Source organism: Burkholderia sp. Tr-20355 (genome assembly GCF_017104685.1).
Classification (GTDB): domain Bacteria; phylum Pseudomonadota; class Gammaproteobacteria; order Burkholderiales; family Burkholderiaceae; genus Burkholderia; species Burkholderia seminalis.
The window spans coordinates 38,747-60,193 of sequence record NZ_JAAGPK010000038.1; the positions used below are offsets into that span (position 1 = coordinate 38,747).

At 67.1% G+C, this 21,447-nt stretch carries 21 protein-coding genes; 8 read left to right on the forward strand and 13 right to left on the reverse strand.

The genetic code is table 11. The features are described 5' to 3' along the window. Positions 1-162: 162 nt before the first annotated feature. A complete protein-coding gene (locus tag G3N62_RS12955) occupies positions 163-2,334 on the reverse strand; it encodes a phospholipase C, phosphocholine-specific (protein WP_124609246.1) in 2,172 nt (723 codons plus the stop codon). Between the two features lie 230 nt (positions 2,335-2,564). Here G3N62_RS12955 and G3N62_RS12960 point away from each other — a divergent pair, with 230 nt between their 5' ends. Next, positions 2,565-3,482 carry a LysR family transcriptional regulator gene (locus G3N62_RS12960; RefSeq protein ID WP_124670488.1) on the forward strand — a complete coding sequence of 306 codons (918 nt, stop codon included), beginning with the start codon at positions 2,565-2,567 and terminating at the stop codon, positions 3,480-3,482. A gap of 95 nt (positions 3,483-3,577) precedes the next feature. Here the strand turns inward: G3N62_RS12960 and G3N62_RS12965 are convergent, their stop codons facing one another. Beyond that, on the reverse strand, positions 3,578-5,218 hold the full coding sequence (locus G3N62_RS12965; protein ID WP_034190204.1) for an L-lactate permease: 1,641 nt from the start codon (positions 5,216-5,218) through the stop codon (positions 3,578-3,580). A 466-nt stretch (positions 5,219-5,684) separates the two neighbouring features. Here G3N62_RS12965 and G3N62_RS12970 point away from each other — a divergent pair, with 466 nt between their 5' ends. Continuing rightward, positions 5,685-5,996, forward strand: a complete 312-nt coding sequence (locus tag G3N62_RS12970; protein WP_124670487.1) for a DUF4148 domain-containing protein — start codon at positions 5,685-5,687, stop codon at positions 5,994-5,996. Positions 5,997-6,070: 74 nt separating this feature from the next. Here G3N62_RS12970 and gshA read toward each other — a convergent pair whose 3' ends face one another. The 3 genes from gshA to ada form a co-directional block, all read right to left on the reverse strand. Beyond that, positions 6,071-7,684, reverse strand: a complete 1,614-nt coding sequence (gene gshA / locus G3N62_RS12975; protein ID WP_185733098.1) for a glutamate--cysteine ligase — start codon at positions 7,682-7,684, stop codon at positions 6,071-6,073. A gap of 465 nt (positions 7,685-8,149) precedes the next feature. After that, positions 8,150-9,109 carry an AlkA N-terminal domain-containing protein gene (locus tag G3N62_RS12980; protein WP_049029766.1) on the reverse strand — a complete coding sequence of 320 codons (960 nt, stop codon included), beginning with the start codon at positions 9,107-9,109 and terminating at the stop codon, positions 8,150-8,152. After that, positions 9,106-10,197, reverse strand: a complete 1,092-nt coding sequence (gene ada, locus G3N62_RS12985; RefSeq protein WP_034190200.1) for a bifunctional DNA-binding transcriptional regulator/O6-methylguanine-DNA methyltransferase Ada — start codon at positions 10,195-10,197, stop codon at positions 9,106-9,108. Before ada ends, G3N62_RS12980 begins: the two co-directional genes overlap by 4 nt. A gap of 430 nt (positions 10,198-10,627) precedes the next feature. On the opposite strand from ada, the gene G3N62_RS12990 reads away from it, so the two are divergent. Next, positions 10,628-11,041, forward strand: a complete 414-nt coding sequence (locus G3N62_RS12990) for a VOC family protein (protein WP_124670485.1) — start codon at positions 10,628-10,630, stop codon at positions 11,039-11,041. 21 nt (positions 11,042-11,062) lie between these two features. Here the strand turns inward: G3N62_RS12990 and G3N62_RS12995 are convergent, their stop codons facing one another. From G3N62_RS12995 to speG, 3 genes are all read right to left on the reverse strand, one after another. Further along, positions 11,063-11,617, reverse strand: a complete 555-nt coding sequence (locus G3N62_RS12995) for a YaeQ family protein (RefSeq protein ID WP_034190198.1) — start codon at positions 11,615-11,617, stop codon at positions 11,063-11,065. A gap of 189 nt (positions 11,618-11,806) precedes the next feature. Next, complete coding sequence (locus G3N62_RS13000; RefSeq protein ID WP_034190197.1) at positions 11,807-12,154, reverse strand: hypothetical protein; 348 nt, start codon at positions 12,152-12,154, stop codon at positions 11,807-11,809. Positions 12,155-12,641: 487 nt separating this feature from the next. Further along, complete coding sequence (speG, locus tag G3N62_RS13005; protein WP_049029762.1) at positions 12,642-13,199, reverse strand: spermidine N1-acetyltransferase; 558 nt, start codon at positions 13,197-13,199, stop codon at positions 12,642-12,644. A gap of 151 nt (positions 13,200-13,350) precedes the next feature. Here speG and G3N62_RS13010 point away from each other — a divergent pair, with 151 nt between their 5' ends. The 3 genes from G3N62_RS13010 to G3N62_RS13020 all read left to right on the forward strand — a co-directional run bounded on the left by G3N62_RS13010 (position 13,351) and on the right by G3N62_RS13020 (position 15,348). Beyond that, positions 13,351-13,521, forward strand: a complete 171-nt coding sequence (locus G3N62_RS13010; RefSeq protein ID WP_006489933.1) for a hypothetical protein — start codon at positions 13,351-13,353, stop codon at positions 13,519-13,521. 111 nt (positions 13,522-13,632) lie between these two features. Then, a complete protein-coding gene (locus G3N62_RS13015) occupies positions 13,633-13,881 on the forward strand; it encodes a DUF2795 domain-containing protein (RefSeq protein WP_049029761.1) in 249 nt (82 codons plus the stop codon). Positions 13,882-13,989: 108 nt separating this feature from the next. Beyond that, complete coding sequence (locus G3N62_RS13020; protein ID WP_034190194.1) at positions 13,990-15,348, forward strand: sensor domain-containing diguanylate cyclase; 1,359 nt, start codon at positions 13,990-13,992, stop codon at positions 15,346-15,348. 466 nt (positions 15,349-15,814) lie between these two features. Here G3N62_RS13020 and mnmE read toward each other — a convergent pair whose 3' ends face one another. After that, a complete protein-coding gene (gene mnmE / locus G3N62_RS13025) occupies positions 15,815-17,209 on the reverse strand; it encodes a tRNA uridine-5-carboxymethylaminomethyl(34) synthesis GTPase MnmE (RefSeq protein ID WP_124670484.1) in 1,395 nt (464 codons plus the stop codon). 328 nt (positions 17,210-17,537) lie between these two features. On the opposite strand from mnmE, the gene G3N62_RS13030 reads away from it, so the two are divergent. After that, positions 17,538-17,972, forward strand: coding sequence for a transcriptional regulator (locus G3N62_RS13030; RefSeq protein ID WP_034190192.1), 435 nt, complete (start codon positions 17,538-17,540; stop codon positions 17,970-17,972). A gap of 112 nt (positions 17,973-18,084) precedes the next feature. On the opposite strand, the gene yidC is transcribed toward G3N62_RS13030, so the two are convergent. From yidC to rpmH, 4 genes are all read right to left on the reverse strand, one after another. Next, the gene (yidC, locus tag G3N62_RS13035; RefSeq protein WP_034190191.1) at positions 18,085-19,752 is read right to left on the reverse strand and encodes a membrane protein insertase YidC; all 1,668 of its coding nucleotides are present in this window, start codon (positions 19,750-19,752) and stop codon (positions 18,085-18,087) included. A gap of 8 nt (positions 19,753-19,760) precedes the next feature. After that, entirely contained in the window at positions 19,761-20,027 is a 267-nt protein-coding gene (gene yidD, locus G3N62_RS13040) for a membrane protein insertion efficiency factor YidD (protein WP_006750110.1), read from the reverse strand. Between the two features lie 75 nt (positions 20,028-20,102). Continuing rightward, a complete protein-coding gene (gene rnpA / locus G3N62_RS13045) occupies positions 20,103-20,564 on the reverse strand; it encodes a ribonuclease P protein component (protein WP_006489941.1) in 462 nt (153 codons plus the stop codon). Between the two features lie 15 nt (positions 20,565-20,579). Then, positions 20,580-20,714 carry a 50S ribosomal protein L34 gene (gene rpmH / locus G3N62_RS13050; RefSeq protein ID WP_004198824.1) on the reverse strand — a complete coding sequence of 45 codons (135 nt, stop codon included), beginning with the start codon at positions 20,712-20,714 and terminating at the stop codon, positions 20,580-20,582. A 421-nt stretch (positions 20,715-21,135) separates the two neighbouring features. Here rpmH and G3N62_RS13055 point away from each other — a divergent pair. Continuing rightward, the coding region (locus G3N62_RS13055; protein WP_277399638.1) for a DnaA N-terminal domain-containing protein at positions 21,136-21,447 on the forward strand (312 nt) is incomplete at its 3' end.

The following is a 21,447-nucleotide window of genomic DNA, read 5'->3' on the forward strand; positions in this document are numbered from 1 at the left end:
AAAACGAGGGCGCCCTATCGGCGAATGATCCTTGTATACCCTCGGTCCGACATATTGTCAACAGTTTTCAGTTTCCAAAAATCCATGCCGCCTGCCGGAACACGCCCGGCAGGCGGCGCGCACGCGGCGGCCGAACCTGCCCGGCCGCGCGACATCCGGCCGTCAGGCCGTGCGCTTCACCGGCCCCGGATCGCTCTGGCTCGGCCGGCCCGTTTCGACGTGGCCCGCGAAGCGGCGCACGACCTTGTCGTCGCCGCCGCGCAGCGTCGTCGCGGTGATCGTCAGATCGTACCAGCCGTGGCTCGACGACAGCGCGAAGTGATCCTCGATGCGCTCGCCCGGCTCCAGCGTGTAGGTCCGCGCAGGCGCATGCCCGTATGCGTTGTCGACCGTCACGCGGCACGTCGCGCGGCCGCTGTTGCGCAGCTGCAGGTACACGTGGCGGTTGCGCACGTCGTAGCCGATCTTCGCCTCGGGGTTCGCGTGGCGGCCGTCCGCGGCGAGCCGCGTGTTGCCCTGGAACTCGCACAGATAGCCGTTCGGGCCGTAGGCGGCGAGATGGTACTCGCCGCGCGCGGCCGACGTGCTCCACGTATCGGCGAAGCGGTCGTGCGCGGACACCGCGTAGCGGCGCGGCGGCGTCGCCGGGTTGCGGCGGTCGTACACGTAGAACGCGGCGCCCGCGTCACCGGCGTTCGCGAAGTCGAGCGACACGCTGTCGTCGCGACCATGCACGTGGGCATGCACGAACAGCTCGTACGGCAGCGCTCGCGCCGGACGCGTGCCGGGCTCCTGCGCCGGCATCGACTGCCGGGCGGGCACCTGGTACGCCTGGCCGGCCGTCGCGATGTGCTGCGGCACCGTGAAGCTCACCGTGCGCGTGTCGGGTCGCGCGGAGAAGTCGAACGCCGACGTGAGATCGCCGCAGATCGACCGGCGCCATGCGCTGATGTTCGGCTCCTTCACACCGAAACGCGCTTCGAGGAAACGCAGCACCGACGTGTGGTCGAACGTTTCCGAGCAGACCCAGCCGCCCTTCGTCCACGGCGAGATGATGATCAGGGGCACGCGCGGCCCGAGGCCGATCGGCTGGATGCCGCCCGGGTCGGCGCCCGGCACGAGCGGGCTCATTTCGCCCGGATACTGGTTCAGGTCGAGCAGCTCGTCGCCGAGGTTCGACAGCAGGTTCGACGACACGATGCCCTGGCCGCCCACGCCGCTCGTGACCGGCGGCACCGGCGGCACGACGTGGTCGAACAGCCCGTCGTTCTCGTCGTAGTTCAGGATGAACACCGTCTTCGCCCACACCTCCGGGTTCGACGTCAGCGCCTCGAGCACCATGTTGATGTAGAACGCGCCGTCGGTCGGCGACGCCTGCGGGTGCTCGCTGTACTTGTACGGCGACACGATCCACGACACCTGCGGCAGCCGGTTCGCCTGCACGTCGGCCTTCAGCTCGGCGAGCGTGTGGTCCGATGCGCCCTTGTCGACCAGCGGGCCGCTCGCGCCTTCCTTCACCTGGAACTTCTTGAAGAACATCAGCGAGTTGTCGGTGTAGTTGTCGGTCGGGTCGCCCGGGATGCCCGTGCCGCCCTGGTACACCTTCCAGCTGATCTTCGCGTTCTCGAGGCGCTCGGCGTAGGTCGTCCACGTGTAGCCGTTCACGTCGTCGCGCTCGCCGATGCCCGGGCCGTTCGGCGGGTTGCCGTAGACGTTGCGCGGGTCGACCGTGCCGGTCCACAGGTAGATGCGGTTCGGTGCGGTGTCCGCGTGCGCGGAGCAGAAGTACGAATCGCAGATCGTGAATGCATCGGCCAGCGCGTAGTGGTACGTGAGATCCTGGCGCTTCAGATAGCCCATCGTCAGCACGTCCTGCTTCTGGTTCACCCATTGGTCCCACTGGCCGTTGTTCCAGGACAGGTGGCCGCTGCTCCAGCCGTGGTTGGTGCCCGGCTGGAATTCGGTCGTCTGCTTCGGATCGAGGTAGAACGGCAGCACGTACGGCGCCGACGGATCGAGGCCGCGCGAATGGTAGTTCTTCGTGAACACCGACGCCGGCGGCTGCTGCCATACCGGCGCACCGCTCGGCAGCAGGTGCGGGCGCGGATCGTTGAAGCCGCGCACGCCGCGCAGCCCGCCGAAGTAATGGTCGAACGAACGGTTTTCCTGCATGAAGATCACGACGTGTTCGACGTCGCGGATCGTGCCCGTGCGATAGGCGGCCGGCATCGCCAGCGCGTTGCGGATCGCAGGCGGAAAGCCCGCATAGGCGGCCATCGCGCCGGCCGACTGCGCGGCAAGGCGCAGGAAATCGCGTCGATTGTTCGAGGACATGAAGGGAACCCTGTTGTCGGTAGGAGTGAGGGCCGGTCGAGCGGGGCCGGCGGTCGGTGTGTTACCCGCCATTACCCCGCACCGGCGTGTCCCGGCCATGACCGGTTACCGCAGGTTTCTTTGGGTGACCCACAGGTTTTTTTCGAAGCGGCGCACGACGCGCCTTTCATGCGGCCGACACACGCGTGCGCTACGCTGACGCGCGATGAAGAGGGGGGGGAAGCCGAGTCGTGTTCGATCAGCTGAAGGCGTTCCACGCGACCGTCCGGCAGGGCAGCATCACGCGCGCCGCGCGCCATCTGGGCGTGAGCCAGCCGACGATCGCCGCGCAGATCCGGCAGGTCGAACAGGTGTACGGCGTCGAGCTGTTCTACCGCAGCGGCCGCAAGCTCGAGGTGACCGAGACCGGCATCGAGCTGCTGCCGCTCGTCGAGCAGATGATCGCGCTCGAGGCGCAGGCCGACATCATGCTGCGCAACGTCGGCGGCCTGTTCGAAGGCCACCTGCGGATCGGCGCAACGGGCCCGTACTACATCATGGATGCGGTCGGCCGCTTCTCGCACGCGCATCCGTCGATCGCGCTCACGTGCCGGATCGGCAACTCCGATGAAATCCTGCAGGCGCTGCAGGAATTCCGCATCGACCTCGCCGTCTCGTCGCGGCGCAACGATGCCGACGGCCTCGAACGCAAGGTGATCTCGACCGATCCGCTCGTGCTCGTCGTGCACCGCAACCATCCGCTCGCGCGGTTCGATGCGATCGATCCGGCTCGACTCGCCGACGTGCGGCTGCTGATCCGCGAGGAAGGTTCGGTCACGCGCCGCTGCACGGAGACGATCCTGGCGGCGGCCGGTGTCGCGGCCGTGTCGGTTGCCGAGATCGGCAGCCGCGAAGCGATCCGCGAGGCGATCCTGCACGGCGTGGGCGGCAGCCTGTTTCCGCTCGGCGAGGCCGAACGCCATCCTGACCTGCGCGTGATCGCGCTGCGCGGCGCCGAAACGACGATCGACGAATACGTGTACTACCTGAAGGCGCGCCGCCAGAGCCCGGCGATCGACGCGTTCCTCGCGTGCATCCTGCCGGACGGCGGCAAGCCGGCCGCGGCGGACGAAACCGGACGCACGGCGCGGCGGGCGAACGCGCGCTGAGCTGCCGCGCGCTCGCCGGTTCCGCACTTGACCGGCGCTGTTCCCGCGCCTTCCCTCGTGTTGCCTCGTGCCTTCCTTCCGTCGTTGCGCTCACCTCATTTCGGCAGTGCCGGAATCATCCACGTCAGCACGTGCTGCTGCAGGAACACCAGCACGCCGAGCAGCAGCGTGAGAATCACGCTGTGCCAGAAGGTGCGCGCAAACACGACACCTTCCTGCCCTTTCAGGTCCGTCGTCGATACGCCCGTCGCGATGTTCTGCGGCGAGATCATCTTGCCCATCACGCCGCCCGACGAGTTGGTCGCGGCCATCAGCACCGGATCGAGGCCCAGCTGCCGGGCGGCCACGACCTGCAGGTTGCCGAACAGCGCGTTGCCCGACGTGTCGCTGCCCGACAGGAACACGGCGATCCAGCCGAGCGACGCGGACACCAGCGGGAACAACGCGCCAGTCGACGCGACGCCGGTGCCGAGCGTGTAGCTGATGCCCGAGTAGTTCAGCAGGTACGCGAGGCCGACGATCATCATCACCGTGACGATCGCGATCCAGGTCTGCCGCCACGTCTTCACCACGCATTCGACGAACGCGCCGGGGCCGGTGCGCGTCAGCGCGGCCGTGATGAGCGCCGACACCAGGATCGCGGTACCCGTGCCGAGCGGCTGGAAGTCCCAGATCGCCGCATACGGCTTGTGGTACAGCGACACGAACACCGCGTTGTGCAGACCCGGCCACTTGATCTTCACGTCGCCGATCGCCGCGATGTTCGCGTGCACCCACACGATCACGACCACCGACACGACGAGCCACGGCAGCCAGCCGCCGAAGCCCGCGCGCGCGGCGCCGGCCGCCGCCGGCACGCTGCGCGCGAGCGCGTATTGCGGATCGGGCTGCGGCTTCCACACCTGCAGGAAGCCGATCGTCACGATCAGCGACGTGAGCGACGACAGCACGTCGGTGAGCTGGTAGCCGAGGAAATTCGACGTGACGAACTGCGCGAGCGCGAAACTGCCGCCCGACACGAGCAGCGCCGGCCACAGCTTCGAAATCGAGCGCAGCCCGCCGTACGCGCCGACCACGTAGAACGGCAGCAGCAGCGCGAAGAACGGCAGCTGGCGGCCGACCATCTGCGCGAGCGTCGCGGGCGGCAGCGACGTGACCGCGCCGAGCACGGTGATCGGCACGCCGAGCGCGCCGAACGCGACCGGCGCCGTGTTGAACAGCAGCGTATAGGTGAGCGCTTCGAGCGCGGGGAAACCCAATGCGATCAGCAGCGCGCTCGTGATCGCGACCGGCGTGCCGAATCCGGAGATCCCTTCGAGCAGGCACCCGAACGAGAACGCGACGACGAGCAGCACGAGGCGGCGGTCGTCGGGCAGGTTGTCGAGCATCCACTGCCGGAACTGGTCGAAGCGGCCCGACTTCACCGCGATGTTGTACAGCAGCAGCGCGTTGAAGACGATCCACATCACCGGCACGACCGCGAGCGCCATGCCGGCGCCGACCGCGTTGAACGCCAGCCCGGCCGGCATGCCCCACGCGCCGATCGCGACCGCGAGGCCCGCGACGAGCCCGGCGAGCGACGCCTGCCACGCCGGGCGGCGCAGCACGCCGAGCGCGATCAGCGCGACGGCGATCGGGATCGCGGCGACGAGAAACGACAGCAGCAGCGAGTGGGCGACGGGCGTCAGCGGCTGCGCGAAGACGATGCCGGGCGGTAGGGCGTCGGTCGGGTTCATCGTGTCTCCAGATGTCGACCCGAGTTGGCGCTTTAGCGCTTACTCGGGTCCCATGCCTTGCGCTGACGACCCGGGTTGGCGTGTCGATGCCCCGGGTTCGGTACAAGGCGATGTCCTGTGGTCACGACCACGATCGGGCGCTTGCGCACGCAACGACGTTGCATGGCCAACCGATCGGTCGCTTAAAAGAGGTTAGGAGGCGCGCGGCGCTTGTACAAGGGGGACAAGCCCGATGCGCGACGACCCGATACGGCCGTTGCGCCGCCAGATGACCGGCGGATGGCGGGCGGCTGTCGCGTTCGACAGGAAGCCCGGTCATGCGGTCGACCGCGCAATGTTGCGCGCGCGGCAAAGGTGACTGACGGCAACGAGGATGTTTCGTCCGGCATCCGACGCCTAGACTGGCTGCATCGATTCCGGCCGGGCCAGAAACGGCGCGGCACCGGAACCTCTCGGAGCAGACACGATGAAGACGATCCAACACGCGGCATGCGCCTTCCTGCTGATCGGCGCGGCCGTCGCCGCCCATGCGCAGGCGGCATCGACGGTGACGCGCGCGCAGGTCCGCCAGGAACTCGTTGAATTGCAGGCCGCCGGCTACCGGACGCGTCTTGCAAGCAGTCCCGACTTTCCGGAGCACATGCAGGCGATCATGCAGCGTGCCGCGCGGACGCGCGGCGGCGACACCGGTCACGGCAGCGACGGCCGGGCGAACGGGGAATCAGGCAAGCCGGCGCTGCCGCACGCGATCGATCGCGGCACGTACGCGCATCACTGATCCGATGACGGAAGGAACCGGACGATCGCGCCGCGGCGGCGCGGCGCGCGCTGCGCCGGCCGCCTGCGCGACCGTCAGACGCTGAAGCGGTTCAGCGTATAGGCGCGATAGGCCGCGACGAACGCATCGAACGATCCGGCCTCCTTCGCTTCGAGTTCGGCCTGCTCGGCCAGCGACTTCGCGGCGAGCGCCTGCTCGGTGTGCAGCGTATCCGCCGACGGCGGACGGGCGCGGAAATGCGCGGCATGCGCTTCGCTCTGCGCGAGCGCAAACGCGAGGAACGACTGGCCGTTGTCGCTCATCGTGCGCAGCACGCGCGCGGACGGCGTGCGTTCCGGGTCGGCGAGCTTCTCGCGCTGCGCGGCAATCGCGCGTGCGTGCTCGTCCCCGCCGCGGATCTCGTCGAGGCGGCGGCCGACGGTTTCGATATCGGCCATCAGCGCGTCGGCCCACTGCCGCAGCGAGATCGACTGGCCGTCGCGCGTGAGCGCGAGCCCCGGCTTGCGGCCTTCCATCGTCACGCTGCCGAAGTTCGCGTTCGCTTCCTTGTACGCATCGCAGTCGAGCGGCGCACTGTCGTCCAGCGCGCACGCGAGCAGGAATGCGTCGATGAAGCGCGTGGTTTCCAGCGCGATGCCGGTCGGCTCGAACGGATCGATGTCGAGGCAACGCACTTCGATGTACTGCACGCCGCGCGACGCGAGCGCATGCAGCGGCCGCTCGCCCGAGTACGTGACGCGCTTCGGGCGGATCGTCGAGTAGAACTCGTTCTCGATCTGCAGCACGTTCGTGTTGATCTGGATCCACTCGCCGTCGCGATGCGTGCCGATCGCCTCGTATGCCGGATACGGCTCGCTCACGGCCTTCGACAGCGCGTCGAGATAACCGGGCAGCGTGTTGTAGTCGACGTGCAGCGCGGCCTGGGCCGTCGTGTTCGAGTAGCCGAGATCGCTCATCCGCAGGCTCGTCGCATACGGCAGATACAGCGTGTCGGCGTCGAACGTGTCGAGCTTGTGCGGCTTGCCGCGCAGGAACTTCGTGTCGAGCACCGGCGATGCGCCGAACAGGTACATCAGCAACCAGCTGCGGCGGCGGAAGTTGCGGATCTGCGCGAGATAGCGCTCCGACTGGTAATCGACGAGCGTGGCCGTCGAGCCTTCTTCCGCATGCAGGCGCCGCCACACCTCCTCGTGCAGCGAGTAGTTGTAGTGGATGCCGGCGATGCACTGCATCGTGCGGCCGTAGCGATACGCGAGGCCGCGCCGGTACACCGTCTTCAGGCGGCCGATGTTCGACGTGCCGTAGTTGGCGATCGGAATCTGGTCGTCGGCCGGCAGCAGGCCCGGCATCGAGTCGTTCCACAGCAGCTCGTCGCCGAGCGACGCATAGACGTAGCGATGCAGGTCGTCGAGGCGTTCGAGCGTGATGGCGGCATCGCGCTCGGCGGGCGTGATCAGCTCGATCAACGCTTCGGAATAGTCGGTCGTCAGCGCCGGATGCGTGAGCGCCGAACCGAGCGCGCGCGGATGCGGCGTGAACGCGATCATGCCGTCGCGCGTCACGCGCAGGCTTTCCTTCTCGATGCCGCGCAGGCCGTCGGGCAGATGCTGCCGCGTCGGGCCCGAGCTCAGCGCGTCGAGGCGTTTCAGCAGCAGTTCGGACTGGCGGTGAGTCATGGTGTTCGACATGGAGACGCAAGTGCGTGACGGCCGCGCGCAGAACGCCGCGCGCGGCCGGCTGGATTGTTGGTCGCTTCGTTGGTAGCGGGCACTTTAACATCTCGCCGGAACACGCGCTTGAGGTGGTGCCGGGCACGGCACACGGGCCTGAGCGGGCCATCGGAGGGGCCGGCGCGGCAGTCCGGGCCCGTGTCACCCGTTCGCGACGAAGCCGATCCGCACGCCGGTCACCGCCATTCGTCGGACGGAACGAGAACGACGAACGGGTGGCGGCAGGTGCAACCGTGCCGCTGAATGGATCGGGAAACGACGCGTGCGCAGGCATCCGCACGCGCGACATCCGGCCGATGCCGGATGCGTGGAATCGCCATCACGGACCGCGTCACGCCGGCACTCGCCGCATGCCGGCACCGCGTGCGCAGCGGGTTGCGGCGCCGCCTTCTTGCGGTCGCACCCGACCGCGGTGCGCCGCGATCACCCGCCGCGCGCGCCGCCCGCCCGGTCGGCCACCTCATTCCACAGATGCAGCGCCGCATACGCGCGCCACGGCCGCCAGCCTTCGGTGCGGCGTTTCTGGCTGGCGAGCCGGTCGAGCGCCGGATCGCGCGCGGCGATCGACTGCATCAGCACGAGATCGGAGGCCGGCCACGCATCCGGGTCGCGCCACGCGCGCATCGCGATGTATTCGACGGTCCACGGACCGATGCCCGGCAGATCGAGCCACGCGCTGCGCAGCGTCGCGAGATCGGCATGCGCGCGATCGACCGGCACGTCGCCGGCCGCCACCGCGCGCGCCACGCCCGTCAGCGCCGCCACCCGCTTGCCGGGCATCCCGATCTTGTCGAGATCGCACGCGGCCAGCGCGTCGGGCGTCGGGAAACGCCACGCGGGTGCGCCGTCGTCGTCATGCACCACGCGCTCGCCCGCCCGTTCGACGAGCCGGCCGACGATCGTCGTCGCGGCCTTCACGCTCACCTGCTGGCCGACGATGGCGCGCACGGCCAGTTCGAACCCGGACCACGCACCCGGCACGCGCAACCCCGGCGCGGCCTCGACGAGCGGCGCGAACCACGGATCGCGCCCGAGCCCGCCGCCGATCGCGGCCGGATCGGCGCCGAGGTCGAACATCGTCGCGACGCGCGCGGCGAACGCCTCGTCGACATGACGCGCGACGGCCCCTTCGACGGTCGCGATCAGGCAATGCTTGCGCGGATGTTTCGTGACGGTGAGCCGGCCCGCATCGCCGTGCAGGTCGACGATGCGGCGATACGCGCCGTCCGCAACCTGTTCGACGCCCGGAATCGCGCGCCCGCTGAAGAAGCGCAGCACGCGCGCCCAGTCGTACGGCGCCTGGTAGCGCAGCGTCATTTGCGCGGACGGCGGCACGTGGCCGCCGTTCGCGATGGACGTGATCGTTGTCGTTTCGATGCTCAAACCGCACTGCCCTCCGTCACGGCTTCGGCTTCATCGGGGTGGATATGACGCGCCTCGGATGCGAGCAGCGTCGCCTTGCGGCGCACGCCCCAGCGATATCCTGCCAGCGCGCCGCCCTTTTGCACGACGCGATGGCACGGGATCGCGAGCGCGACCGGATTCGACGCGCACGCGGAGGCGACCGCCCGCACCGCGCGCGGCGAGCCGAGCGCCTCGGCAATCTCGGAGTAGCTGCGCGTCTCGCCGTACGGAATATGCGTGAGCGCTTCCCACACGCGCTGCTGAAATGCGGTCGGCGCGATGTCGAGCGGCAGGTCGAATGCGTGCCGCGTGCCGTCCAGGTATGCGCGGATCTGCGCGACGAATGGCGCGAGCCGGGCGGACGCCTCGACCAGCTCGGCGCGGGCAAAGGCGTCCTTCAGCTCGCCGACGAGCGCCGCCGGTTCGTCGCCGAACGCGATCCGGCAGATGCCCTGCCCGGTCGCGGCGACGAGCACCGTGCCGAGCGACGTCGACGCGGTCGCATAGTCGATCGTCAGGCCGGCGCCCTGGCGGCGGAACGCGGACGGCGCCATCCCGAGCTCGCGCGGCACCGACGCATAGAGCCGCGACGGCGAGTTGAAACCCGCATCGACGGCCGCCTGCGTGACCGGCTGCCCGCTTTGCAGCGCCTGCCGCAACGCGGCGCCGCGCTGCGCGGCCTGGTACTGCCGCGGCGACACGCCGACCACGCGCTTGAAGAGCCGCTGCAGGTGGAACGGGCTCACGTGCACGGCATCGCTCAGTTGCTGCAGCGTGAGCCGCTCGGCATGCGCGTCGAGCACCGCGCACGCGCGGTTGACGATCTCGAGCTCGCGCGGCAGCCCTTCCGGCTGACAGCGCTTGCAGGGCCGGAAGCCGGCCGCGCGCGCGGCCGCCGGATCGGCGAAGAACGACACGTTCTCGCGGCGCGGCAGCCGCGATGCGCAGGTCGGACGGCAGAACACGCCGGTCGTGCTCACGGCATAGAAGAACGCGCCGTCCGCATGCGGATCGCGCTTGGTCACGGCGCCCCAGCGGGCATCGTCGGTCGGATAGGCAGTTTTCATCTGAACCTCGCACGCTCTAGTGTAGATGGTGCCTACTCTAGACATCGGCACCTGCCGTCGCGCCCTGAATCTTGCTCTGTGATTCGCGCCGCGAACCGGGGACACATCGGTCGGCCATCCATCCGACAAAACACCCGAAACGGCTGCTCCGGCGCGGTTTTCGTCATCGTCCCGTCACCATTTTGCTGCAGTGCGGATGCGACAAATCGCCGTCCTGACGTTTTTTTGCAAACGGAATATTGCGTCGCACCATCGCCGTGTGTATAGTTGGAACTGTCTCCTCCATGTCTCCTCCTGATATGGATTAAGCCCGTTCCGCACTGCGTGAACGGGCTTTTTTTCGTCTGTCGATTGTGCCGTGTTCCGGCCGGCGGCGCCGGCGCGATGCGCCTACACTCGATGCTCGTCGACTGCGAAGGAGTATCGGTTCATGAAGCCCACCATCCGCGGGATCGATCACATCGTGCTGCGCGTGACCGACATGGCGGCGATGACGCGCTTTTACTGCGACGCCGTCGGCTGCCATGTGGAAAAGGAGCAGCCCGATCTGGGCCTCGTGCAGTTGCGCGCCGGCGATGCGCTGATCGACCTGCTGGCCGTCGGCGGCCCGATCGACCGCCCCGACAGCGGGCCGCCCGGCACCGGGCGCAACCTGGATCACCTGTGCCTGCGCGTCGAGCCGTTCGACCCCGACGCATTGATCGCCCATTTCGCCGCGCACGGCGCGCGCCCGGGCGCCCCGGCCGAACGCTACGGCGCCGGCGGCTACGGGCCGTCGATCTACCTGTTCGATCCCGAAGGCAACATGGTCGAGTTCAAGGGGCCGCCGCCCGCGATCGGCTGAACGCGGCCGGCATGCGGGCCGTCACGCGTCCGCGCGCGCCTTCAGCACCGTCCATTCGACCGCAACGGGATCGTGGTCCGCGCTCGAGATCCACGCCGCGCCGTCCTGCACCGTGCACTGCAGGCGCATCGTGCGCTCCGCGAGCTGCCCGAGCGCGCTCGCGACGCCGTCGGCGAGCGACAGCACCTGCACGTTGCGCAGCCGTTCGACCTTGCTGCGCACGCCCTGCCACCAGATATCCGAGGTCTTGCCGCCGTACGCGATCACCGTGACCTGCCCGGCGCGGCCGGCCGCCTTCGAGATGCGCCGTTCGTCGGGCTGGCCGGCCTCGATCCACACGTCGATCGCACCCGTCAGGTCCTTCTGCCACAGATCGGGTTCGTCGACGTCCGACAGCCCCTTGCAGAATTCGAGCCGCTCGTGCGCGAACAGCGCGAACGCGACGATGCGCACCATCATCCGGTCGTCGGTTTCCGACGGATGGCGCGCCACCGTCAGCGCGTGATCGGCGTAGTAGTGCCGATCCATGTCGGCGATTTGCAGTTCGGCTTTGTAGATCGTGGATTTCAGCGCCATGCGGAGTCGGCCCGGGCGGGCATTCGGTTCGGTCGGGCCGTGATGATACCGAATGCGCGCCGCCCGGCGCGTGTCATGCGTGCCCCACAGCGCAACGGCCCGGCATCAGCCGGGCCGTGTTCGGTTCGCGCCGCCGGCACCTCGGGCCGGCGCGCTCGCGCGTCGTGCGACTGCGCGGGGATGGATCGGTTACTGCTTCACGAAGCGCGAATCGGTCCAGAGGCCTTGCTGGTCGCTGTTGTCGGCGCTGACGAACTGCACGTCGCCCTGGTCGACCGACACCACGCGGAAGCGCTGGCCTTCCGGCACCGACAGGCAACGGAAGTCGTCGAAGTACTGCTGCTTCGCCTGCGACTTGCCGTCACGCTCGTGATTCAGTACGGAATCCAGATTGTCTTTCGACAGGCAGCCCCAGGCATTCTTCGTCAACTGGATTTCCTGCTTCGGCTTCACGGCGGAATCGCCGCCGGCCTGGGCAATCGACACCGCGCAAAATGCGCCGACGAGGGCAAAAAGGATACCGGTACGCTTCATCATGTTCTGTCTCCAGGCTGCGGGCACCAGGCTTGGGTTAGCTATGCGTTTAAAGATGATCGTGAACCCGCGTTTTTCACTTTAGAAGACCGGCAAACGATAGCAAGCACATTTGTTGTGCGACCGCAATAGCGGCGGATTGTCGCACCCCCGTGCCCAGCCCGTTTTTCGCGCGCGCATGCGGCGGAAAACACCTGTCGCGTGGCGGACAGCCCCGTCACGCCGGGCGGAAAGCGTTATCCGACAAGGCTTTCATCCAAGTTACATGGCGGCAATTGAACGGTTTGGATAATCCATTTCGTGATCCCGATCATTTTGATGCGCCGCACATAAAGTCATCCGAAACGATTCGACTTTACCGCAGCGCGGAATCGCCATTACCCGACACAAGAAAAATGCCAGGTATAAGCGAATCCGTATTTATCCGTAGTTCCCCGCATGGATTCGGCACCCGAGAAAGTCCCGTCGCAAGCGTTTTTCGCCAGCGTGTTTACCCTGCCTTATTCGGACTGGATTGCGGGCGTTCGAAATAATCGCGCTGGAAAATGCACATGCGATAGGCGTTGTGATACGCGCCGTTTCCGAAAAATTCTTCCTTCAATTCGGCTTCGTGCTGGAATCCGCATTTCTCGTACACGTGAATCGCCGCCGCATTCGACGTGTCGACGATCAGGTACAGCTTGCGCATGTTCAGCACCTTGAAGGCGTACTCGATCGCGAGGCGCGTCGCCTGCCCTGCATAACCGCGCCCCTGGCATTGCGGCGCGATGATGATCTGGAACTCGCCGCGGCGGTGGATGTAGTCGAGCTCGATCAGCTCGACGAGGCCGACCAGCTCGCGTTGCGCATCGACCGCGACGAACCGGCGTTCGCGCTGGTCGTGCACGTGGCGGTCGTACAGTTGCGACAGTTCCGAGAAGGTTTCGTACGGCTCCTCGAACCAGTAGCGCATGATCTTCGCGTCGTTGTTCAGCTCGTGGACGAAGCGCAGGTCCTGGCGCTCCAGCGGCCGCAGCGCGAGCGTGTGGGTATCGTTCTGGAGTTGCATGTTGGTGTCCTGTTGGATGCCGGCGCACGGGCGGAACGCCCGCGCGGCACGGCCGCGTCCGGGCCCGTTCCGCACTGTAAGAAATTGAACGCGGGCGAGGTTCAGAGCCTAGAATGGGAGCAAGGGTTCCTGCCACCGCAAGGAGGCTATCGTGATCGAGCAAGTCATACTCGGAATATTCCTCGTGCTGCCGCTCGTCATCGTCGCGGCGCTGTTTTCCGACGAACTGTGGCAAGAACACCGGCGCCAGCATCCACGCGACGAAAACGCACCGCATATCGACTGGAAGCATCCGTGGCGCCGCGTGCGACGCGGCCATTGAGCCGGTTCACCCTCGATCCGCAGCACGCGCCGGCCCGGACGCCCCGGGCCAAGTAACGCGCGCTGCACCGCCCCTTCGACCCGATTCCCGCCCAACCCGCGAGACGCCGACGTGAACGACAAGCCCGCTGCCCCTGCTCACGATATCCCTCACGAAACGATCGACCTGCAGATCGCCGACGTGCTGGCGGCCGTCCGCTACCCGGCGAACAAGGATGCGATCGTCGATGCCGCGCGCGACGCCGGCGCCAGCAACGAAGTGCTGTCGATGCTCGACGGCCTGCCCGAACAGGACTACGCGGACGTCGATGCCGTCACGCACTGGGTCGCCGGCAACTTCGGCCCGGGGCTCGGTATTTGAGCGGATGCCGATAACGCGATAGGATCGGGCCGCACCGGTCGCGCCGCGACCGGGAGGCGTGCTGCCCGGCGCAAGATCGGGTGCGGGCACGCGTGTCCGGGGGACTCCATGGAAGGCATCCTGATCCAGCACACGACGCGACGTCAGCTCTGGTTCGGCGCGCTGACGGCGCTCGTCATCCTGCTCGCGCTCGGGATCGCCGCGCCGCACGCGAACGTCGCGCTGCCGGCCGTCGAGCCGTTCATGCCGATGTGCGCACTCACCGTGTTCACGACCGCGAGCATCGCCGCGTTCTTCCTCGGCGCGCAGTTCACCGTCACGCGCCAGCCCGTGCTCGGCGCACTCGGCGGCGCCTATGCGTTCACCGCGCTCGCCGTCGCACTGCAACTGCTCACCTTTCCCGGCGTATTCGCGCCGCACGGCCTGCTCGGCGCGCGCCCGCAAAGCGCCGCGTGGATGTGGATCTTCTGGCATGCCGGCTTCCCGTGCTTCGTGATGGCCGCGCTGTTCGCGCGCGAGCGATTGACGCGCGCACCGGTCGGCGAGCACGAGACGCGCCGCTGGACGGTCGCGCTCGTCGGCGGGCCGGCCGTCGCCGCGGCGCTGCTGTGCGCGCTCGCGCTGAACGTGTCGCTGCCGCCGGCGTTCCATCCGCCCGGCGACGCGGCCGTGCTGCCCGTCAACGGCATCGCGCTCGTCGTGTGGCTCCTCAACGCGCTCGCGCTCGTCGCGGTGCTCGCCACCGGCCGGCTGCGCACGACGCTCGACCTGTGGCTCGCGATCGCGGTGCTCGCGTGCCTGACCGACACGACGCTGAACCTGCTGACGACGAATCGCTTCACGGTCGGCTGGTACGTCGCGCGCGTGTTCAGCATGTTCACGCCGGGCGTGCTCGTCTGCGTGCTCGCGTGGGAAGTGACGATGCTGTACCAACAGCTGTTCGAGGCGCATGCGACGCTGGTTCGCTCATCCGCGCGCGACGGGCTCACCGGCGCATTCAACCGCAGCCACTTCAACGACCATTTCCACACGCTGTTCCTGCAGGCGCGGCGCCAGGGCGAACCGCTGTCGCTGCTGATGGTCGACGTCGATCACTTCAAGGCCTACAACGACACGTTCGGTCACGTGAAGGGCGATGCGTGCCTGATCGCGGTCGCGAATGCGCTGGCCGGTGCGGTGCGGCGGCCCGCCGATATCGTCGCGCGTTACGGTGGCGAGGAGTTCGCGATCGTGCTGCCGAACACCGGTGCGCGCGGTGCGCGCGTGGTGGCCGACGAAGCGCGCGAAGCCGTGCTTCGGCTCAACCTCGAGATGCCCGATTCGCCGGCCGGACGCGTGAGCGTCAGCATCGGTTGCGCGACCGTGTCGGCCGACGATCTGTCGACGACCGACGCGTTGATCGAAGCCGCCGATGCCGCGCTGTATCGTGCGAAGGATACAGGGCGAAACCGGGTCGTCGTCGCGTGAAAACGTCTGCTGTTTGGCTATTTGTTACGGTCATTGTGACCGGAATAATCCGCCGTTACGGATTGCGGAGCGGCGATACGATCGCTTACAGCCGGTGTTGATGGCGCTCGCTATGCTGGGCTTCATATCGAACCCGAGCAGGTGAACGCCATGAAGAAGACCCTTTTGCTGATTGCCGGCGTCGCCGTGTTGCTGAGCGGCTGTATCGTGGTGCCTGACGGTGGGTACTACGGCGACGGGTATTACCACCATCATCGTCATTGGGATTGATGCTGGCGAGGATTCCGGCGCGTCGCTCGCGTAACGGCCGACGCGCCGTCGTGATCGATGCACCGACGGTTTGATTTTCGCCCAGCGATCGGCGCGACGAGCGCAAGCACGGTGGTCGTGCAGTGTAGTGTCGTAAGCAACAGGGCGACCGAGATCGCCTGACAAGAGAGCCGCCCGTCTCGTCCCAGGCAGCCGCTCACTTCCCGATGCAGAACCTGCTGAAAATCACCCCCAGCAGATCATCCGACGTGAACTCCCCGGTAATCGAATTCAGTTGCTCCTGCGCGAGCCGCAGCTCCTCGGCAAACAGGTCGAGCGACTGAGCGCGTTGCTCCGCGTGATCCGCCGCCTGCGCCAGGTGTTCCTGCGCGGCCCGCAGCGCGATCAGATGCCGCTCGCGCGCGAGGTACACGCCTTCGGCGCCCGCCTGCCACCCGGCGATCCGCAACAATTCCGCGCGCAGCATGTCGATGCCGTCGCCGCGCTTCGCCGACAGATGCACCTCGGTCAGGTCGCCTTCCGCCGCCGGATGCTCGACGCACGCCGGCACGCCGGTCAGGTCCGTCTTGTTCAGCACGCGCACCACCGGCACGCCGCCGGGAAAGCGCGCCGCGATCACTTCGTCATCGGGCGTCATTCCCGTGCGCGAATCGAGCAGATGCAGCACGACATCCGCGCGCTCGATCTCGCTCCACGTGCGCGCGATGCCGATCCGCTCGACTTCATCCTCGGTCTCGCGCAGCCCGGCCGTATCGATGATATGCAGCGGAATCCCCTCGACCTGGATGGTCTGCGCGACCTTGTCGCGCGTCGTCCCGGCGATCGGCGTGACGATCGCCAGCTCCGCGCCGGCCAGCGCATTCAGCAGCGACGACTTGCCGACGTTCGGCTGCCCCGCGAGCACGACCGACAGCCCTTCGCGCAGCAGCGCCCCCTGCCGCGCATCGCCGAGCACATGCGCCAGCTGCGCGCGGATCCTCGCGAGCTTGCCGCGCGCGTCGGCCGCCTCGAGGAAGTCGATCTCCTCCTCCGGAAAATCGAGCGTCGCCTCGACCAGCATCCGCAACGTGATCACGTCGTCGACGAGCGCATGGATCTGCCGCGAGAACGCCCCATCGAGCGAACGCCCCGCCGAGCGCGCCGCGGCCTCCGTGCTCGCCTCGATCAGGTCGGCGACGGCCTCGGCCTGCGCGAGGTCGAGCTTGTCGTTCAGGAACGCGCGGCGCGTGAACTCGCCCGGCTCCGCGAGCCGCAGCCCGAAACCGCGCCCGACATCCAGGCAACGCTGCAGCAGCAGTTGCATCACGATCGGCCCGCCATGCCCCTGCAGTTCGAGCACGTGCTCGCCGGTGTACGAATGCGGCGCCGGGAAATACAGCGCAATCCCGCGGTCGAGCGGCGCGCCATGCTCGTCGAGGAACGGCACGTAGCTCGCATGGCGCGGCGCGAGCTTCTGCCCGCACAACGCGTCGATCAGCGGCAGCGCGGCCGCCTCGCCGCCGCGCCCGAACGATACGCGGACGACCCCGATGCCCCCTCGGCCGGCAGCAGTGGCGATGGCGACGATCGGATCGGAGTCGGTAGCGAGCATGGGAATCGGGGATGAGGATGAAAACGGTGCGCCCGCACAACAGTTCGGGCATCGGAACGCCGGCATTGTAGCGTGCCGGCTCACACGCGACCGGCCACCGTGCCGGATTCGAACTCGCCCGAATTTATCCCGCCGGGGATAAGCCGAGTATCAGTCCAGCGCGATGACTTTGCCATCGTTTCGGACGAGTATGCCCGCTGGAGCGCCCCAACGATTTGCCCCCAAATTTCCGCACTCCATCCGGCCAAGGTCGCGATTCGTCCGAAAGAGATACGTTTAGCTCATATGGTTGTCTGAAACGCGTCGATGGAATTGCACAATCTCCCCCATGCCGACATCCGAAGAAAAAGCCGCGTTCTCGGAACGCCTGAAATTCGCCCTGCGGCGCAGCCCGGAGAAGGTCACCGGCGCGACCGAGCTGGCGAACCGATTCAATCTGCGCCACCGCGGAACGCATCCCGTTTCGCCGCAAACCGCGCACAAGTGGCTAACGGGGCGCACGATTCCGACATCGGACAAACTCGAAACGCTCGCCGAATGGTTGCGCGTCGAAGTGCACTGGCTGCATTACGGGCCGTCGCCGAGCGTGATCGAACACCCGACGCCGCAACCGCTGCCCCGCGACGAGCGCTACCCGCCGACGCCCGAGACGATCGAACTCGCGTCGAAGATCGAGGCGCTGTCGCCGCATCAGCGCTACCTCGTGCAGGAACTGGTCGAGCAGTTCTACGGCGACCTGAAACTCGAAGCGAAGAAAGCCTGATCGATAGCGCCGCGCGCCGCCGCCGGGAAACAAAAAAGCCGCATGGTCATGAACCATGCGGCTTTTTTTGCGTGCGTCGCGGGCGGCTGGCCGCCCGCGCGTGCCACGGGCGTCAGGCAGGCTTCTTCTTGACGCCGCCGAGCTTGCGCGTGATGTAGTACTGCTGCGCGATCGACAGCACGTTGTTCACGACGTAGTACAGCACCAGGCCGGCCGGGAAGAAGAAGAACATCACCGAGAACGCGATCGGCATGAACTTCATCATCTTCGCCTGGACGGGGTCCGGGGGCGTCGGGTTCAGGCTCGTCTGCACGAACATCGACACGGCCATCAGCACCGGCAGGATGAAGAACGGATCGCGCTGCGACAGGTCGTGAATCCACAGAATCCACGGCGCGCCGCGCATTTCGACCGAGGCGAGCAGCACCCAGTACAGCGAGATGAACACCGGGATCTGGATCACGACCGGCAGGCAGCCGCCGAACGGATTGACCTTCTCGGTCTTGTACAGCTCCATCAGCGCGGCATTCATCTTCTGCGGATCGCTCTTGAAGCGTTCGCGCAGCGCCTGCATGCGCGGCGTGATTTCCTTCATGCGCGCCATCGACTTGTAGCTCGCGGCCGACAGCGGGAAGAACACGGCCTTGATCAGCACCGTCAGCAGCACGATCGCCCAGCCCCAGTTGCCGACGTAGCTGTGGATCTTCTCGAGCAGCCAGAACAGCGGCTTCGCGATGATCGTCACCCAGCCGTAGTCCTTCACGAGCTCCAGGCCCGGCGCGATGCCTTCGAGCATGCGCTCTTCTTCCGGACCGGCGAACAGGCGCGCCTGCACGTCGGCCGACTGGCCCGGCGCGATCGCGGCGACCGGCTGCTTCACGCCGACGCGGTACAGCGTCGGATCGATCTTTTCAGCGTAGATATCGCGCTTCACGCCCTGCTGCGGAATCCACGCCGACGCGAAGTAGTGCTGCACCATCGCGACCCAGCCGTTGTCGGCGGAGTTCACGAAGTCGGCCTTGTTCTTGTCGAGGTCGCTGAAGTTGATCTTCTGGAAGTGCTTCGCGTCCGTGTAGACCGCCGGCCCGAGGAACGTGTGCGAGAACATCGGCGTTTCGACGGCCGTGTTGTCGCGCACCAGTTCCATGTAGACCGTCGGCGTGACAGGCGCCGTGCCGACGTTGTCGATCTTGGTGTCGACGCCGATCACGTAGCTGCCGCGCGTGAACGTGTAGGTCTTCACGACCTTCACGCCGCCCTTCACCGGCGACTCGAACGACAGCTTCAGCGTGTTCTGGTCGCCCGTCAGCGACGTCGAGCCGGGGTTCAGCTGCGTGTAGACGTCGTTGTGGTTCGGGAAATCGCCGCCGAGCAGGCCCGTGCGCGCGAGATACGTGTGGCCGGCCGTGTGGTCGAACAGCGTGATGTACAGGTCGGGCTGCTTGCCGTCGCCCTGCTTCTTCAGCGTCAGCTTCGCGAGCGTGCCGCCGCGCGTGTCGATTTCGCCGTCGTACACGTCGGTCGAGAACTTCACGAGCTGCGCCTGCGCGGCCGGGGCCGTCGTCGTCGGTGCGGCGCCGGCCGCGGCGGCAGGCACTTCACCTGCGGTCGTCGTCGTCGCGCCCGTGCCCGATGCGCCGCCGGCCGCGGCCGCGGGGGCCGTCTGCGTGGCGCTCGGGAAGAACATCGACGGGCGTCCATGGGACCGCTGCCAGTTGTCGTACAGCATGACAGCTGACATGAAGAAGATCACCCATAGGACGGTGCGTTTGATATCCATGCGTTGTCTCAGAGTCGATGGGACCGCGCGTCGGCTTCGCCGCGAGCGCGAGTGTCGGAGTTGGGCGGCGGGACGAGGTCGATGCCGCCCGCGGAAAACGGATGGCATCGGCACACGCGCCTGACGGCGAGATACGTGCCGCGCGCGGCGCCATGATACTGGATTGCCTCGCGCGCGTAATCCGAACAGGAAGGATAAAAACGGCAACGGTTGCCGAGCATCGGGCTCACGGCAACCTTGTAGAAGCGCAGCAAGGCGATCAGTACCGTTTCCATACCTTGGGCGGCGCCGTACGACGCCGCGTCAAAACCGGCCGGGCAGGCGCGAACGCCGCACCGGGCACGGATGCGTCACTCGGACGCGGGCTTCGACGCACGGCGCGCGATTTCCCGGACTGCCCTGTCGAGCAGTTCGCGGATCTCGGCCGCGCACATCGCCGCGAGCGGGGCGGAAGCCGCGCTCGGCAGCGCTTTCTTGTCGAAGCGCGTGTGCTGCCGCAGCAGCAGGTCGTAACCGGCGAATTCGGCCCGGCGCAGGCGAAACTGATCGCGCGCCAGCCGCTTCACGAGGTTACGCGTCACCGCTCGCGGCGCATACTTCTTGCCGATGACGAGCCCCAGACGTGCAGGCTGACCGGTCGGCTTGCCGTAAATCACGAAGTGCGCGGAGCGCCGCCAGGGGCGCAAACGAAAAACGGATGAAAATTCATCCGTTTTCAGAAGTCGCGCAGCTTTCGGGAAGGCGGCTTTCGTCTGCGACGGATTCGCACCCGGCTCGACGGCACCTTCCGCAGGACTGCGGACGGCGGACACAGCGCGCAACCTGCCTTAGATGGCGAGGCGCTTGCGGCCCTTCGCGCGGCGAGCGTTGATGACCTTGCGGCCACCTGCCGTCTTCATGCGGACACGGAAGCCATGGGTGCGCTTGCGGCGCGTCACGGACGGTTGGTAAGTACGTTTCATGATGTTCTCACTTGTTCGAGAATGTCGAAATTCAGGGGACCGCGTGCCCTTAACCGGAGGCATTCGGGCGAACGCAATCGCCGGGAATACAGGATTGGTTTTCGCGGAACCCGCTATTTAAACCGTTTTTCCGTTGACGGTCAATACTTTACGAGTCGCTCGCCTGTGCCAGGCCACTCCGATCCGGCCCCGCGCCCCACAAACACAGCCTGTGGATAAGTCCCGCTGTGGCCGCGTTTGGCGTTAGAATCTCGCCTTATCTCCAAGAATCCCGCACGCCGCCTCGGCTCGCGCCTGCCCCTCCAACACTGTGACGCAGGCGTCCGAGGCACGCTCGCACGACCGCTTCGGGCCTTGTTGCGCGACCGCGACAAGGGCGCCGGCGAGCCGCGCTGTGCATGCAAAAAACGACAGTTACTTGATGAACGATTTCTGGCAACACTGTTCCGCACTGCTGGAGCGCGAGCTGACGCCCCAGCAGTACGTGACGTGGATCAAACCCTTGGCCCCGGTGGCCTTCGATGCGTCGGCGAACACGCTGTCCATCGCCGCGCCGAATCGTTTCAAGCTGGATTGGGTCAAGAGCCAGTTTTCGGGACGGATCTCCGATCTGGCCCGGGATTTCTGGAACGCGCCGATCGAAGTCCAGTTCGTCCTGGATCCGAAGGCCGGCATGCGCAGCGCGCCCGCAGGCAGCGCGCCCGCAGGCAGCGCGCCGGCCGCCCCGCGCGCG

Bases quoted from the DNA above. Each gene is read 5' to 3' on its own strand.
- yidD (WP_006750110.1), bottom strand. From the start codon at position 20,027: ATGGAAACGGTACTGATCGCCTTGCTGCGCTTCTACAAGGTTGCCGTG.
- speG (WP_049029762.1), bottom strand. From the start codon at position 13,199: ATGCAACTCCAGAACGATACCCACACGCTCGCGCTGCGGCCGCTGGAG.
- G3N62_RS12955 (WP_124609246.1), bottom strand. From the start codon at position 2,334: ATGTCCTCGAACAATCGACGCGATTTCCTGCGCCTTGCCGCGCAGTCG.
- G3N62_RS12965 (WP_034190204.1), bottom strand. From the start codon at position 5,218: ATGAACCCGACCGACGCCCTACCGCCCGGCATCGTCTTCGCGCAGCCG.
- G3N62_RS13020 (WP_034190194.1), top strand. From the start codon at position 13,990: ATGGAAGGCATCCTGATCCAGCACACGACGCGACGTCAGCTCTGGTTC.
- G3N62_RS12970 (WP_124670487.1), top strand. From the start codon at position 5,685: ATGAAGACGATCCAACACGCGGCATGCGCCTTCCTGCTGATCGGCGCG.
- mnmE (WP_124670484.1), bottom strand. From the start codon at position 17,209: ATGCTCGCTACCGACTCCGATCCGATCGTCGCCATCGCCACTGCTGCC.
- G3N62_RS12990 (WP_124670485.1), top strand. From the start codon at position 10,628: ATGAAGCCCACCATCCGCGGGATCGATCACATCGTGCTGCGCGTGACC.
- G3N62_RS13000 (WP_034190197.1), bottom strand. From the start codon at position 12,154: ATGATGAAGCGTACCGGTATCCTTTTTGCCCTCGTCGGCGCATTTTGC.
- yidC (WP_034190191.1), bottom strand. From the start codon at position 19,752: ATGGATATCAAACGCACCGTCCTATGGGTGATCTTCTTCATGTCAGCT.
- rpmH (WP_004198824.1), bottom strand. From the start codon at position 20,714: ATGAAACGTACTTACCAACCGTCCGTGACGCGCCGCAAGCGCACCCAT.
- G3N62_RS13030 (WP_034190192.1), top strand. From the start codon at position 17,538: ATGCCGACATCCGAAGAAAAAGCCGCGTTCTCGGAACGCCTGAAATTC.
- ada (WP_034190200.1), bottom strand. From the start codon at position 10,197: ATGAAAACTGCCTATCCGACCGACGATGCCCGCTGGGGCGCCGTGACC.
- G3N62_RS12995 (WP_034190198.1), bottom strand. From the start codon at position 11,617: ATGGCGCTGAAATCCACGATCTACAAAGCCGAACTGCAAATCGCCGAC.
- gshA (WP_185733098.1), bottom strand. From the start codon at position 7,684: ATGTCGAACACCATGACTCACCGCCAGTCCGAACTGCTGCTGAAACGC.